Genomic DNA, 13,671 nt, shown 5'->3' with positions numbered 1-13,671 from the left:
GCCGCCGTGCTGTACTCGACCGTGACCCCTGAGCAGAAGCGCCGCGCACTGCGGGACGGGCTGGCGTCCGGACGCCTCCAGCAGTTCCCCGGAGCCTTCAATCCCCTGTCCGCCCGGCTCATCGGGGACAAGGGATTCGACGGCGTCTACATCTCCGGAGCCGTCATCGCCGCCGATCTCGGGCTGCCGGACATCGGCCTCACCACCCTCACCGAGGTCGCACACCGTGCCGGGCAGATCGCCCGCATGACCGACCTGCCGTGCATCGTCGACGCCGACACGGGGTTCGGTGAGCCGATGAACGTCGCCCGCAGCGTGCAGGAACTCGAGAACGCCGGGCTCGCCGGCTGCCACATCGAGGACCAGTTCAATCCGAAGCGGTGCGGGCACCTCGACGGCAAGAACGTCGTCGACCTCGAGACGGCCGTGAAGCGGATCCGCGCCGCGGCCGATGCCCGCCGCGATCCGAACTTCCTCATCATGGCCCGCACCGACATCCGCGGCACCGACACCCTCGAGGCCGCACAGGAGCGCTCCCGTGCCCTCGTGGAGGCGGGGGCGGACGCCATCTTCCCCGAGGCGATGCGGACCCTGGACGAATTCCGGGCCATCCGCGCCGCCGTGGACGTACCGGTTCTCGCCAACATGACGGAGTTCGGCAAGAGCGACCTCTTCACGGTCGACCAGCTGCAGGATGCGGGCGTGACGATGGTGATCTACCCGGTCACGCTGCTGCGCAGTGCCATGGGCGCCGCCGAGCGTACGCTGGACTCGATCAGGACGCAAGGGACGCAGGAGCCGGCCGTGGAGTCCATGCAGACGCGCAGCCGCCTCTATGAGCTGGTGGACTACGAGGGGTACAACCGCTTCGACTCCTCGGTCTTCAACTTCGAGGTGCCGGATGGGCGCTCCGGCCGGGGCGATCGTTGACCGCGCCGGCACGCACACCGGATTCCGCAGGATCATCCCCAGGAGGAGCAGCCGTGACAGAACCAGAGATCCACAAGGGGCTCGCAGGGGTCGTGGTGGACTACACCGCGATTTCGAAGGTCAACCCCGAGACCAATTCCCTGCTGTACCGGGGGTACCCCGTGCAGGAGCTGGCCGGGCACCGCGACTTCGAGGACGTCGCCTACCTGCTGTGGAACGGGGAACTGCCGGACGGATCCGAGCGCCGGCAGTTCGACGCCTTCGAGCGGGCGCACCGCACGTTGCCCGGGCACGTGGTCGCGGCGATCGACCTGCTGCCCCTGTCGGCGCACCCCATGGACGTGGCCAGGACCGCCGTGTCCGTCCTGGGGGCGAGCCACCCCCTCGCCGGGGACGACTCGGTCGAGGCGAATAAGGAAAAAGCCGCGGCGCTGTTCGCCGTCTTCCCCGCCGTCGTCGCCTATGACCAGCGCCGGCGGCGCGGCCAGGCCCTCGTGGAACCGCGCGACGATCTCGGGTACTCGGCCAACTTCCTGTGGATGACCTTCGGGGAGGAAGCCCCGGCAGAGGTGGTCCATGCGTTCGACGTCTCCATGGTCCTGTACGCGGAGCACTCGTTCAACGCGTCCACCTTCACGGCGAGGGTCATCACCTCGACGCTCTCCGACCTGCACTCGGCCGTCACGGGTGCCATCGGCGCCCTCAAGGGGGCGCTGCACGGCGGCGCCAACGAGGCGGTCATGCACACCTTCGAGGAGATCGGCATCCGGGAGGACGAGACCGCCGAGGAGGCCGCAGTCCGCGCGAAGGCCTGGATGGAGGACGCCCTGGCCTCGAAGAAGAAGGTCATGGGGTTCGGCCACCGCGTCTACAAGAACGGCGACTCCCGGGTCCCGACCATGAAGGCGGCACTCGACGCCATGATCGGGTACTACGGGCGCAGCGAGATCCTCGGGCTGTACTCCGGGCTGGAGACGGCGATGGACGAGGCCAAGGGCATCAAGCCCAACCTCGACTACCCTGCCGGCCCCACCTACCACCTGATGGGCTTCGACACGGAGATGTTCACGCCGCTCTTCATCGCGGCGCGTATCACCGGCTGGACGGCCCACATCATGGAGCAGGCGGCGTCGAACTCGCTCATCCGTCCCCTGAGCCTCTACAACGGCCCGGACGAACGGCACGTGGGCGACAGCTGAGGACCCGCACCGGCGGCTCCCGCGCCGCCGGTGCGGTGGCCGCCGGTCATGGTCTCCGGTCATTGTCTCGCTGCCCCGGAGTCGGGGCAGCCGGAGTCGGGGCGGGCCGCCGCAGCTCAGTCCACGACGGCGCTGGCCACGCCCTCGTTGTCCGGTCCCATCACGATGTGCGCGTCGATCTGGCGCCCGTCGAGCAGGGCCGGTATCCAGTAGGGGGCGTCCTGCCACATACCGGTCCACGGGATGTCGTCGACGGCGTACCAGCGGGGTTCGATCTCCTCGCTGGCCACCGGAGGCGTGATGCCGGCGTCCGCGGTGAAGAGGGACGCCGCCATGTTCCAGGCCGGCTGTGCGGGGAAGGACCACCTGATGCGGCCGGCGTCGCGCAACTCGCCCCGCACCAGCTCGATGCCGCTCTCCTCGCCGATCTCACGGACGGCAGCCTCGACGGCGGTCTCCCGCCCGTCGATCTTCCCGCCGAGCGCCACGACCCTGCCGGCGCCGAACCCGGTGCGCTTGAGTCCGAGCAGGACCTCCCGTCCGCCGCCGCGGGAGCGGAAGAGGAAGCAGAGGACCACACAGCGATACGCGATGCCATCGACGGTCAGCCATTCGCCGGGAGGCTCCGGTTCCGCGGAGGCCTGCGGCACCGGTGCGCTCTCGGGCGCGGCGTCAGGCACCGGCACGGAGTCCTCCTCCGGCACGGGCGCGGTCTCAGGCACGGGCCCTGGGATGGGCCGCGGCATAGACTTCGCGCAGGGTGTCGGCGGTGACCAGCGTGTAGACCTGGGTGGTCGTGACCGACGCATGCCCGAGGAGTTCCTGCACCACCCGCACATCCGCCCCGCCCTCGAGCAGGTGGGTGGCGAAGGAATGCCGGAGCGTGTGGGGTGAGACCTCGCGGGTCACCCCGGCCCGCTCCGTCGCCGTCTTGAGAATGCTCCAGGCGCTCTGGCGGCTCAGGCGGCCCCCGCGCGTGTTGAGGAAGAGGGCGGGGCTGCCCTTGCCCTTCGCGGCGAGGGCCGGACGGCCCTGCACGAGGTACGCGTCGACCGCCCGGGCGGCGAAGGACCCTACCGGTACGAGCCGCTCCTTCGAGCCCTTGCCCGTGAGCCGGACGACGGCGGGGCCCTCGAGTGCGTCGCTGACGGACACGTCGTCGACGTCGAGGCCGACGGCCTCACTGATCCTCGCGCCGGTGGAGTACAGGAATTCGAGCAGCGCGCGGTCGCGCTGCCCGGACGGCGTCCCGATGTCCACGGCCTCCAGGATCCGGACCACCTCGGCGACAGGGATCGCCTTCGGTAGGCGCTGGCCGGTCATCGGAGGATGGACGTCACGGGCCGGGTCGCCGTCGGTGACGCCTTCCAGGGCCCAGAAGCGGTGGAGGCCCCGGACCGCCACGATGGTGCGTGCAGCCGAGCGCGGGCTCAGGCGCGAGAACCCGTCCTCCCCCGACACGACGGCCTGCGCGAAGGCGGACACGTCGTGCCGGGTGATACGGGCGGCATCATCCGCACCGCGGGACACGAGGAAGGACTCGTAGCGCCGGAGATCGCGTCGATACGCGGCGAGCGTGTTGGCCGACAGCCCGCGTTCCACCGACATGTGCTGCAGGTAGTCCCGGACGAGGACTGCTATCGGCCCGTCGTCCCCTGCCGCCGGATCCGGCACGGTCGTCAGTCCTCCAGCACGGCGCCACGCGGCCAGGTCGGATGCTGGCTCGGGTGCTCGGGCCAGGGGGTCGTCGCGGGGCGGAGCTCGCGGAAGCCTGTCTCGCGTGCCACGCGTGCTGCGAGGATGGCGGCGACGGCGGACGGGCTGTGGATGCGGCCTTCCAGCACGGCGTCCACCGCGGCGTCGAGGTCCACCCACATCAGCTCGATCTCGGCTTCCTCGTGCGTGCGCGTGTGCCGGTCCGCCTCCGGGACGTCCCCGATCCCCCGCGCCAGGTACACGCGCAGGGCCTCCGACGATGAGCCGGGCGACAGGAACATGTCCACCAGCACGTCCCACTGCCGCGCCGTGAGGTCGGCCTCCTCCGCGAGTTCGCGTGCAGCGGCATCGACGAAGTCCTCGCCCTCCTCGTCGAGGAGGCCGGCCGGGATCTCCCAGAGCGCCATCCGCACCGGGTGCCGGTACTGGCGCAGCAGGAGTACCTGTCCTTCGTCGTTCAGCACCAGCACGGCGACGGCGCCCGGGTGCCGGATGAAGTCGCGCGTGATGGCCTCGCCGTCGTCCGCGAGGGTGAACTCCTCGCTGACGACGTCCCACACCCGCCCCTCGTAGACCGTGGTGGTCCCGAGGAGGCGGCGCGGGCTCTGCCCGTCGCTGAACGTGGCGTCGTCGCTGCCGGCCGGCTGCACCGTCAGGCCTTCGCGCCGCGGAGGTCGAGTGCCGCCTTGACCAGGCCCGCGAACAGCGGGTGCGGCCGTGTGGGGCGTGAGCTCAGCTCGGGGTGGGCCTGCGTCGAGACGTAGTAGGGGTGCACGTCCTTCGGCAGCTCAGCGAACTCCACCAGATTGCCGTCCGTCGTCGTCCCGGAGAACACGAGGCCCGCGTCCGCGATCTGCTCGCGGTACTCGTTGTTCACCTCGTAGCGGTGGCGGTGTCGCTCGAAGACCGTGGTCTTGCCATAGGTCCCCGCGACGACCGAGCCCTCCTGGAGCTTCGCCTCCCAGCGGCCGAGGCGCATGGTCCCGCCCATGTCGCCCTCACCTGCGACGATGTGGAGCTGCTCGGCCATGGTCGCGATGACGGGGTACTCGGTGTCGGGCTCGAACTCGCTCGAGGAGGCGCCCTCGAGTCCGACGACGTTCCGGGCGTACTCGATGACCATGCACTGCAGTCCGAGGCAGAGCCCGAGGGTCGGGATCCTGTTCTCGCGGGCGTAGGTCAGCGCGCCGAGCTTCCCCTCGAGGCCGCGGATACCGAACCCGCCCGGGATGCAGACGGCGTCGACGCCCGCCAGGGCCTTCTTCGCGCCCTCGGGGGTCTGGCACTCATCGGAGGGGACCCACTTGATGGTGACCTTCGCCTTGTTCGCGAAGCCTCCCGCCCGCAGGGCCTCGGTCACCGACAGGTATGCGTCGGGCAGGTCGATGTATTTGCCGACCAACGCGACTTCCACCTGGTGCTTCGGGTTGTGGACCGCTTCGAGGAGCTTGTTCCACTTGGTCCAGTTGACGTCCTTGAACTTCAGGTCGAGTGCCTGGACGATGTACGCGTCGAGGCCCTGGGCATGCAGCGTCTTCGGGATGTCGTAGATGCTGGGCGCGTCCGCGGCATTCACGACGGCGTCGAGGTCGACGTCGCACATGCGGCCGATCTTCTCCCGCATCGCTGCGGGAACCTCGCGGTCGGAGCGGATCACGATGGCGTCCGGCTGGATGCCGATGGACCGCAGCATGGCGACGGAGTGCTGGGTGGGCTTGGTCTTGAGTTCCTGCGAGGGGCCGATGTACGGGACCAGCGAGACGTGCAGGAAGAAGACGTTGTTCCGGCCGACGTCCTGGCGGACCTGGCGGGCCGCTTCGAGGAAGGGCTGCGACTCGATGTCGCCGACCGTTCCGCCGATCTCCGTGATGATGACGTCGGGGGTCTTCTTCCCCGGTACCGCGTCGGCCGGCAGGCGCATGCGGCGCTTGATCTCGTCCGTGATGTGCGGGATGACCTGGACGGTGTCGCCGAGGTACTCGCCGCGGCGTTCCTTCGCGATGACGGTCGAGTAGACCTGGCCCGTCGTGACGTTCGCCGACCCGTCGAGGTTCTCGTCGAGGAACCTCTCGTAATGGCCGATGTCGAGGTCGGTCTCGGCGCCGTCGTCCGTGACGAACACCTCGCCGTGCTGGAAGGGGTTCATCGTGCCGGGATCGACATTGAGGTAGGGATCAAGCTTCTGCATCGTCACGGAGAGGCCGCGCGCCCTCAGGAGGTGACCCAGGCTGGATGCCGTCAGTCCCTTGCCGAGTGAGGAGGCCACGCCGCCAGTCACGAAGATGTGCTTGGTCGTTGCGGATTTCAGGAACCGGGAGTTTATTTGCTGCGCCACGGAATTCAAGCCTATCACCGAGCGAAGGTGCGGGCCGCATCGGCGAGGAGTTCCTCGGCGTGAGCGCGTGCCGACGCGGAGTCCTCCTGGCCCGCGAGCATCCTCGCCAGCTCCCTCACGCGCTCCTCGTCGGGCAGCACCTCGACATCGCTGGCGGTGACGCCCCCGCCCTCGCCGTCGCGGGAGACGTTCTTCGTGACCCGTATGTGCCGTGCGGCGAAGGCCGCGACCTGGGGCAGGTGCGTCACCACGATGACCTGGACGTGCTCCGCGAGCATGGCGAGCCGCCTGCCGATCTCGACGGCGGCCTTGCCTCCCACACCTGCGTCGACCTCGTCGAAGACGAAGGTGGGCACGGGGTCGACGGCAGCGAGGACGACTTCGATGGCGAGCATCACGCGGGAGAGCTCTCCCCCGGATGCTCCCTTGCCGAGGGCGCGCGGCGCCGAGCCGGGATGCGGCTGGAGGGTGAAGGCGATGTCGTCGGCGCCGTGGGCCGTCAGTGATTCCGCCGGGGTGACGTCGATCAGCAGCTGGGCGTCCGGCATCGCGAGGGCTGTGAGCTCGTCACTGACCTTCCCGGCGAGGCTTTCGGCTGCGGTGCGGCGCAGGGCGGACAGACCGTCCGCGAGTTCGTGCACCTGGCGGTCGAGGTCGGCGATGACGTCGTCGAGCTCCTCCACGCGCGAGGAATCACTGCTGAGTTCGAGCAGGCGCTTGATGGCGTCCTCCTGCCAGGCCAGCACCTCGTCGATCGTGGGAGCGTACTTCCGCACGAGGACGGAGAGCGCCGCGCGTCGCGATTCGACTTCCTCGAGCCTGCCCGCGCCCTCGCTGTCGAGTGCGGTGCCGTACCCTGCCAGTTCGGCGGAGATGTCGGCCAGGAGGTAACCGACCTCGGCGAGCCGTTCGGCCAGCGCGCCCAGGTCGGCGTCGTGCTCGGCGACGGCCTCGAGCTGCCGTTTCGCCTCGTCGACCAGCGACACGGCGTCGGCACTGGCTCCGATGTCCTCGGAGACGAGTGCCTGATGGGCCACGAGGGCAGCTGTGCGCAGTTCCTCGAGGTTGCCGAGACGCATCGACTCCGCCTTCAGCGCAACGTCCTCCCCGGGCTGCGGATCGAGATCCCCGATCTCGGTCAGCGCGGCTTCGAGGCCCTCGGCCTCACGCAGCCGTTCGCGGGCTTCGCTGCGCAGACGGTCGCGCTCGGCGAGGGCGTCGCGCCACTGGCGGAACGCGTCCCCGTAGGCCCGGAGGGCTTCCTCCACGGGCTTGCCGCCGAACTTGTCGAGCGCCTGCCGCTGCGCGGGGGCGCCCTTCAGCCGCAACTGGTCCGACTGGCCGTGCACGACGACGAGTTCGTCACCCAGCTCCGCCAGGACACCGACGGGCGCGGCCCGGCCGCCGACATAGGCGCGGCTTCGTCCCTCGCTCGTCACGGTCCGCGCGAGGATCAGTTCGGCGACGCCGTCGTACTCCTCCAGCACGGCGCCCGCCTCCATGGCACGGATGGCAGCCGGACTGTTCGGATCCAGCCGGAGGACGGCCTCCGCCGACGCGGACTTCGCATTCAGGCGGACGGCCCCGGCATCGGAGCGGGCACCGCGCAGGAGCCCGAGCGCCGTGATGACCATGGTCTTGCCCGCGCCCGTCTCGCCGGTCACGACCGTCAGGCCGGGGCCGAGGCTGAGCGTGGCGTCGGTGATCACACCGAGGTCGCGGATGCGCATCTCCTCGATCATCGCTGCCCGTCCTGGTGCTTCACGGGGCCGCGCCACCCCTGGATCGGCAGCTCGAACTTGCGGACGAGGCGTTCCGAGAACGGTGTCTGGTGCGTGCGGGCGAGGCGCACCGGGTGCTCCGAGCGCCGCACTTCGACCCGGGCTCCGGGCGGGAGGTCGATGCTCCGTCGTCCGTCGCACCAGAGGACCCCGGCGGCCTCTGTGCGGGTCAGGAGTTCCACGGCGAGCACCGACGTGGGTGCCACCACCAGTGGCTTCGCGAACAGCGCGTGGGCGCTGATCGGGACCATGAGCAGCGCCTCCACCTCCGGCCACACGATGGGGCCGCTGGCGGAGAAGGCATAGGCCGTGGAACCCGTCGGCGTCGCGAGGACGACGCCGTCGCAGCCGAAGGAGCTCACGGGACGCCCGTCCACCTCCATGACCACCTCGATCATGCGCTCACGGTTCGCCTTCTCGATCGCCGCTTCGTTGAGCGCCCAGCTCTGGCCCAGCAGAGTGTCGCCCTGCCAGACGAGGACCTCGATGGTGGTCCGCTCCTCCACGGTGTAGCTGCGGTCGGCCACCCAGCCCACCGTCTCCTCGAGGTCGGCCCGCTCGCTCTCGGCAAGGAAGCCGACGTGTCCGAGGTTGACCCCGAGCAGGGGGATCTCCGCCTCCCGCACGAGCTCCGCCGCACGGAGGATGGTGCCGTCGCCGCCGAGGACCATGACGAGTTCGACGTCGCCGAAGTCGACGCCGTCGCCCAGCGCTTCGGCAGGAGCAGCGAGGGCGCCGTACTCGCTTTGAAGGTCGGCGAGCTCCTCGGGACGCATGACCGGCTGGAGTCCGAGGTCGTGGAGGCGCGTGCATGCTTCCTGCGCCGCGACCATCGCGTTCCTTCGGCCGGTGTGCGCGAGCACCAGAATTCTTCTACTCATCGAGCTCCGTCTGATTGGTAGGGCGGGGCGGTGGCGGACAGAGGGCTCCCTGGGCGAGTGCCTGGTCCACCAACCGGTCCAGCTCCCCCTCGATCCTAGGCATCAATCCCCCGCTCGGCACCTTTATCCACACGAAGTACTCCAGGTTGCCGTCCTGGCCCGGCAATTCGCTCTGCGCGACCCCGGCAACCTCCAGCCCGCACTCGAGCGCACTGCGCAGCACTCCTGCCACAGCCCTGGACCGGGCCTCGGGGGACGTGACGACGCCGAGCCGGTTCAGCCCGCTGCGCCCGACCTCGAACTGGGGCTTCACCATGAGGACCAGCTCGCCGCCCGGGCAGGTGGCACGGGCGAGCGCAGGCATGACGAGCCGGAGCGAGATGAAGGACAGGTCCGCGACGGTCAGCTGCACCTGCCCCCCGATGTCGGCAGGGTCGAGGTGACGGACGTTCATGCCCTCGAAGACCTGGACGCGGGGGTCGTCGCGCAACTGCTGCACGAGCTGGCCGTGCCCGACGTCGACCGCCGCCACTTCGCGCGCTCCCCGCCGCAGGAGGACGTCCGTGAACCCCCCGGTCGAGGCGCCCGCGTCGAGGCATCGCCTGGCCACCGGATCCACGGCCGGGAAGGCACGGAGGGCGCCGTCGAGCTTGGTGCCGGCCCGGCTGACGTACTCCTCGCCGCGGTCCTCGACGTCGAGGCGGTCGGCCGGGAGGATCGGCGCAGAGGCCTTCCTCGCCACGGCACCGTCCCTCAGGACACGGCCGGCCGCGATCAGCTGCGCCGCGTGGGAGCGGGACCGTGCGAGGCCGCGGGCGACGAGCTCCTGGTCAAGACGCGCCATGGGCTCCCGCCTGGCGGAGTCGCTGTTCCGGGTTGAGCTCGCTGCTCAGCCGGGCATGGACGTCGAGGTACACGTCGACGTGCTCCGGCACGGGAAGGTCGTCCAGCCCGTCGAGCACGGCCACGATCCGGTCGACCTGCGGGTCGCCGGTCAGCGGACGCGGGGCGCCGTCGCCCCCGCTACCCATGTCGTCGTCCATTGATCGTCCTTCCGTGCCGAAGCTGTCGTTCCTCCAGCCTAACGACCCGTCGTGAATCGGATCTCCGGCAAAGCCGCCGGCGCCTCCTCGGGGTGGACCGACCACCACGCCGCGCACGCGGCACGCCAGCTGTCGAGGTCGTCCTCGCGCCCGCTGATGGTCACCGTCGTCTCGGTCGCATGGGCCGCTGACCCGCCGCAACCATACGAGCCGTCGTCGTACGTGACCGCCGGGTACTGCTCGTACAGTTCCGCGAGGGAGCCGATCAGGTAGTCCGGGCGCTCGTCGACCCGCGCTACCAGGGCGGTGCGGACCGAGTCCACGCCCGTGAGGACGAGTGCCGTGGCCATCCCCGCGCGGTTTCCGCCCAGGATGTCGGTGTCGAGGCGGTCCCCGACCACCAGCGCGCGGTCGACGCCGGAGTGGCGGGCCGCTGTCTCGAAGAGGGCGGCCTCGGGCTTTCCCGCGACCGCCGGCGACTTCGCGGTGGCAGCGGCGACCGCCGCCACCAGGGAACCGTTCCCGGGCGCGATGCCCCGCTCCTGAGGAATGGACATGTCCGTGTTGGTGGCGACCCAGACCGCGCCGGCAGCCACGGCGTAGGCAGCCTCGGCAAGGTCCTTCCATCCCACCCCGGGAGCGAATCCCTGGATGACGGCATCCGGCCGGTCGTCGGCCGACGCGACGACGACCAGGCCCTGCGCCCTGACGGCGTCAGCGAGGGTCTCGCTCCCGACGACGAGCACCGTCGACCCCGCGGCCACCATGCCCGCCAGCAGCTCCGCGCCGGCAAGGGCCGAACCGAAGACCTGCTCCGCTGCGGCCGGAGCCCCCAGTTCCCGGAGATGGGCTGCCACCTGCTCGGACGATCGGGACGCGTTGTTGGTCACGTATGCGAGGCTCTTGCCCTCCCCGGCGAGCTTATCGAGGGCTGTGGTAGCCCCCGGGATGGCATGCGGCCCGGCATAGACGACGCCGTCGAGGTCGGCGAGCACGCCGTCGTATCCGTCGATGAGGCGCTCAGTCATCGACGACGTCGTCCTGGCTCGCCCTGGCGCTGCCGGACCGCTCACGCGTATCGGCTTCGTCGCCCACGGCGTCGCCTGCCTGCTCGCTTGCCTGCCCGCCTGTGCCGGCGTGACGCCCTGCTGGGCTCGATCCTGCTTCCGAGAACTCGACGGCCGGGCCTGCCGAGGGCCGGCGCACGTCCGCTGATCCATCGCCTGCTGGCGCGATGTCCGCCGCGCCCGACTCGTCCATGCTGAAGAGCATCTCGGTCTGGAGGGACTCGACCGGGTGGGCGGTCTCCCCGACCGGCACGGCATCGGCCGGCACTGCCTCGGATTCGCCGCCGTCCTTCTCGCTACCTTCGCCGCCGTCCTTCTCGCTTCCTTCGGCGTCGTCCGCCTGACCGCCTGCTACCTCGGGTGCTGCCGCCTCTGTGCTGAGCGGCAGACGTGGGCCCGCGTCCGCGTCTGCGTCCGCATCCCCGTCAGGGTCGGACAGACGTTCAGGCGTGTCGTCCGTCGCACCGTCCGGGATTTCGGCATCGCTGGTATCCGTTGCTTCTGCATCCTGTGCGGGGACATCGCCATCCTGCGCGGGGACATCGCCGGCAGGATCCTCTGCCGGAGCGGCAGCGGCCCTGCCGAGTACGTCACCGACCTTGGGCACCGCCACGGGAGCAGGCTCGTCGTCCTCGCCGAGGTCGATGATGTCGGGCTCGAGATCGTCGACGAGCCCGAGGGCCTTCTCAGCGACGCCGGCCTGACGACGCCACTTACCTGATTCGTCGGAGCGTCCGACAGCATCGAGTGCATCCGCGTAGGCGCGGAACAGCCGGGGGCTGAAGGAGAAGGCCCGGTGCAGGTCCAGTTGCGGGATCTCGAGCGCGGCGACTGCAGCATCCAGTTGACCGAGATCGGTGCGTGCGCCGGAGACCACCATGGCGAGCTCAGCTTTGCCGGCAGCGTCGAGCGACTCCGCTTCCTCGCTCCGCGCGAGATCCAGCGCCCGGTCGGGACGCCCGAGGCCCCGCTCGCAATCAGCCATGACCGGCAAGTGGACGTTCGATCCACTGATCCTCCGGAAGGTCCGGAATTCCCGCAGGGCTTCGCCGTAGTGGCCGGCGGCATACGCCGTAAGGCCTACGGCTTCGCGGACTGCAGCCAGGCGACCACCACGACGGCTCGCTGCCAGGGCGTGCTGGAAGGCAAGCTCAGGCTCGAAGTCGATGAGCCGCCCCGCCATCACCAGGTGCTTCGCGACCCATTCGGCGCTGCGTTCCTCGAGGTTGCGGACCTGAGCGCGGGTGACCCGATCGAGCTCATCACCCTTGACATCCTCATCGATCTCGGGAGACCGTTCACGATCCGGCCTGTTGGCGCTGCGGAGGTCGCGCGCATTGTGGGGGCGCGGCCCTGCCGACACTGCGTCGTCCGGCCGGTTTCCGTGGCGCCGATCATCACTGCGACGCTCGCCGCTGCCGCCCCGGTCCTGGCGATCTGCCGGGCGACGGAAGGAACCGCTCCGCTCAGGCGACCGTCGTTCACTCCCCGGGCGACCTTCCTCCGAAGCAGGGCGCGACTGCCAGGGACGCTCTCGGCTTTCGCCGGTGCGGCTGGTCGGCGCTCCGCGACCCGCAAAACGGGACTGCTTGTCGCTGGAAGATCCTGATGCTGAACCACCACGAGAGGCTGTGCCACGCAGCTGCGCACCCCTGCCGCCCTCGGGCGCCCTGCTCGGACGATCCGAGGACCGTTCGGAGGACCGGCCGGCGCCCGATCCCGAGCGTTCGTTGCGGCCCTCACTGCGCCGCTGACCGCCCTGACCATCCCGGGCGTATCCCGGGCGGTCTCGCTGACCACCCTGGTCATCCCGTCCGTACGCCGGACGATCACGCTGACCGCCGCGGTCCTCCCGACCAGACGCTGGTCGATCACCCTGGCCACCCCGCCCGTAGGACCCGCCTGCGCGGTCGCCGCCTCGTGCATCAGACTGGCCCTTCCAAGCCGGGCGTCCGCCTGCGGGCCGTCCGCCGCTGCTCGTTCCGCGGAAACCGCCCTCCGAGCGGGGGGCACGGCGTTCGTCGTTGGACGCCTCGCGCTCTCCGCCCGCCCGTCCGCGCGTCGCGTTGCCCGGCTCCGACCCTGTTCGCCCGGACTCCCCGCGGTCACGGGATTGCTCGTTGCTGGAACTACGCGGAGACGACGACCGTGCACCGGCATTGCCGGCTTTCGAGCCCCATGAATGACGACGACCCGACTGCTCGGATCCTCCCTGATGACCGCCGGTGCCATCTTCAGCCCTACGGGACTCCCCGTCTCGTCCAGCGGTGTGCTCCTGCTCAGCCATGGCAGCGGGGTCCTCTCATCAGGTGCCGGCGCTTCTCCGCCGGCGGATCTCTATTTTGCTGTGGGTCCTACCTATCTATGGAACCACGAAGCACCGCCGGCCACTTCATCGACCTCCGCGCTCAGCACAGATGTGATGGAGCCCTCCGAGCCTTACCCTTGTCGCGCGCTTGCGACAATCGTCCGCCCTGCAAAGGCGCGGCCTTGGACGGGCGCGCCACTCGGGGCTCGAGTGAGCCGGTCGTGGTGTGTCCTGGGCTACGGGGGTCACCCGGGGCTGATGCCTGTGGGGTCCTTGTGTGCGGTCCGGGGTGCCGTGTACGGGTGCCGTGTACGGGTGCCGTGTACGGGTGCCGGCGGGGTGCGTACCGGCCTGCGGTGGGTGTGCCCGGTGCATGTGGTGGGGTGTGGTTTAAGTGGGGAAGGCCCCGCA

12 protein-coding genes are annotated in these 13,671 nt (G+C 70.2%); 2 read left to right on the top strand and 10 right to left on the bottom strand.

Going from position 1 to position 13,671, the window contains the following annotated elements; all coding sequences use genetic code 11:
• The first annotated feature begins 6 nt into the window (after positions 1–6).
• The gene (gene prpB / locus ACX80H_RS15485; protein WP_459314302.1) at positions 7–930 is read left to right on the top strand and encodes a methylisocitrate lyase; all 924 of its coding nucleotides are present in this window, start codon (positions 7–9) and stop codon (positions 928–930) included.
• A 53-nt stretch (positions 931–983) separates the two neighbouring features.
• Positions 984–2,129 (top strand): bifunctional 2-methylcitrate synthase/citrate synthase, encoded by a 1,146-nt coding sequence (locus ACX80H_RS15480; protein WP_459314301.1) that lies wholly within the window; start codon positions 984–986, stop codon positions 2,127–2,129.
• A 116-nt stretch (positions 2,130–2,245) separates the two neighbouring features.
• On the opposite strand, the gene ACX80H_RS15475 is transcribed toward ACX80H_RS15480, so the two are convergent.
• From ACX80H_RS15475 to ACX80H_RS15430, 10 genes are read right to left on the bottom strand one after another with little or no spacing between them, the layout of a single operon-like run.
• Complete coding sequence (locus tag ACX80H_RS15475; RefSeq protein ID WP_459314300.1) at positions 2,246–2,851, bottom strand: 8-oxo-dGTP diphosphatase; 606 nt, start codon at positions 2,849–2,851, stop codon at positions 2,246–2,248.
• On the bottom strand, positions 2,844–3,803 hold the full coding sequence (xerD, locus tag ACX80H_RS15470) for a site-specific tyrosine recombinase XerD (protein WP_459314299.1): 960 nt from the start codon (positions 3,801–3,803) through the stop codon (positions 2,844–2,846). Before xerD ends, ACX80H_RS15475 begins: the two co-directional genes overlap by 8 nt.
• Before the next feature lie 5 nt (positions 3,804–3,808).
• The gene (locus ACX80H_RS15465; RefSeq protein ID WP_459314298.1) at positions 3,809–4,495 is read right to left on the bottom strand and encodes an NUDIX domain-containing protein; all 687 of its coding nucleotides are present in this window, start codon (positions 4,493–4,495) and stop codon (positions 3,809–3,811) included.
• Between the two features lie 2 nt (positions 4,496–4,497).
• Entirely contained in the window at positions 4,498–6,198 is a 1,701-nt protein-coding gene (gene pyrG, locus ACX80H_RS15460; protein WP_459314297.1) for a CTP synthase, read from the bottom strand.
• A complete protein-coding gene (gene recN / locus ACX80H_RS15455; RefSeq protein ID WP_459314296.1) occupies positions 6,195–7,922 on the bottom strand; it encodes a DNA repair protein RecN in 1,728 nt (575 codons plus the stop codon). Before recN ends, pyrG begins: the two co-directional genes overlap by 4 nt.
• A complete protein-coding gene (locus ACX80H_RS15450; RefSeq protein ID WP_459314295.1) occupies positions 7,919–8,842 on the bottom strand; it encodes an NAD kinase in 924 nt (307 codons plus the stop codon). Before ACX80H_RS15450 ends, recN begins: the two co-directional genes overlap by 4 nt.
• On the bottom strand, positions 8,835–9,686 hold the full coding sequence (locus tag ACX80H_RS15445) for a TlyA family RNA methyltransferase (RefSeq protein WP_459314294.1): 852 nt from the start codon (positions 9,684–9,686) through the stop codon (positions 8,835–8,837). The genes ACX80H_RS15450 and ACX80H_RS15445 overlap by 8 nt, the downstream gene beginning before the upstream one ends.
• On the bottom strand, positions 9,673–9,885 hold the full coding sequence (locus tag ACX80H_RS15440) for a hypothetical protein (protein ID WP_459314293.1): 213 nt from the start codon (positions 9,883–9,885) through the stop codon (positions 9,673–9,675). The genes ACX80H_RS15445 and ACX80H_RS15440 overlap by 14 nt, the downstream gene beginning before the upstream one ends.
• A gap of 38 nt (positions 9,886–9,923) precedes the next feature.
• Positions 9,924–10,913, bottom strand: a complete 990-nt coding sequence (locus ACX80H_RS15435) for an HAD-IIA family hydrolase (protein WP_459314292.1) — start codon at positions 10,911–10,913, stop codon at positions 9,924–9,926.
• Entirely contained in the window at positions 10,906–12,315 is a 1,410-nt protein-coding gene (locus ACX80H_RS15430; protein ID WP_459314291.1) for a hypothetical protein, read from the bottom strand. Before ACX80H_RS15430 ends, ACX80H_RS15435 begins: the two co-directional genes overlap by 8 nt.
• Between the last annotated feature and the right edge of the window lie 1,356 nt (positions 12,316–13,671).

It is taken from the genome of Arthrobacter pasteuri (genome assembly GCF_054510955.1).
The sequence above is the reverse complement of the archived record's forward strand: the minus strand, read 5'-3'. Positions and strand labels throughout refer to the sequence as shown.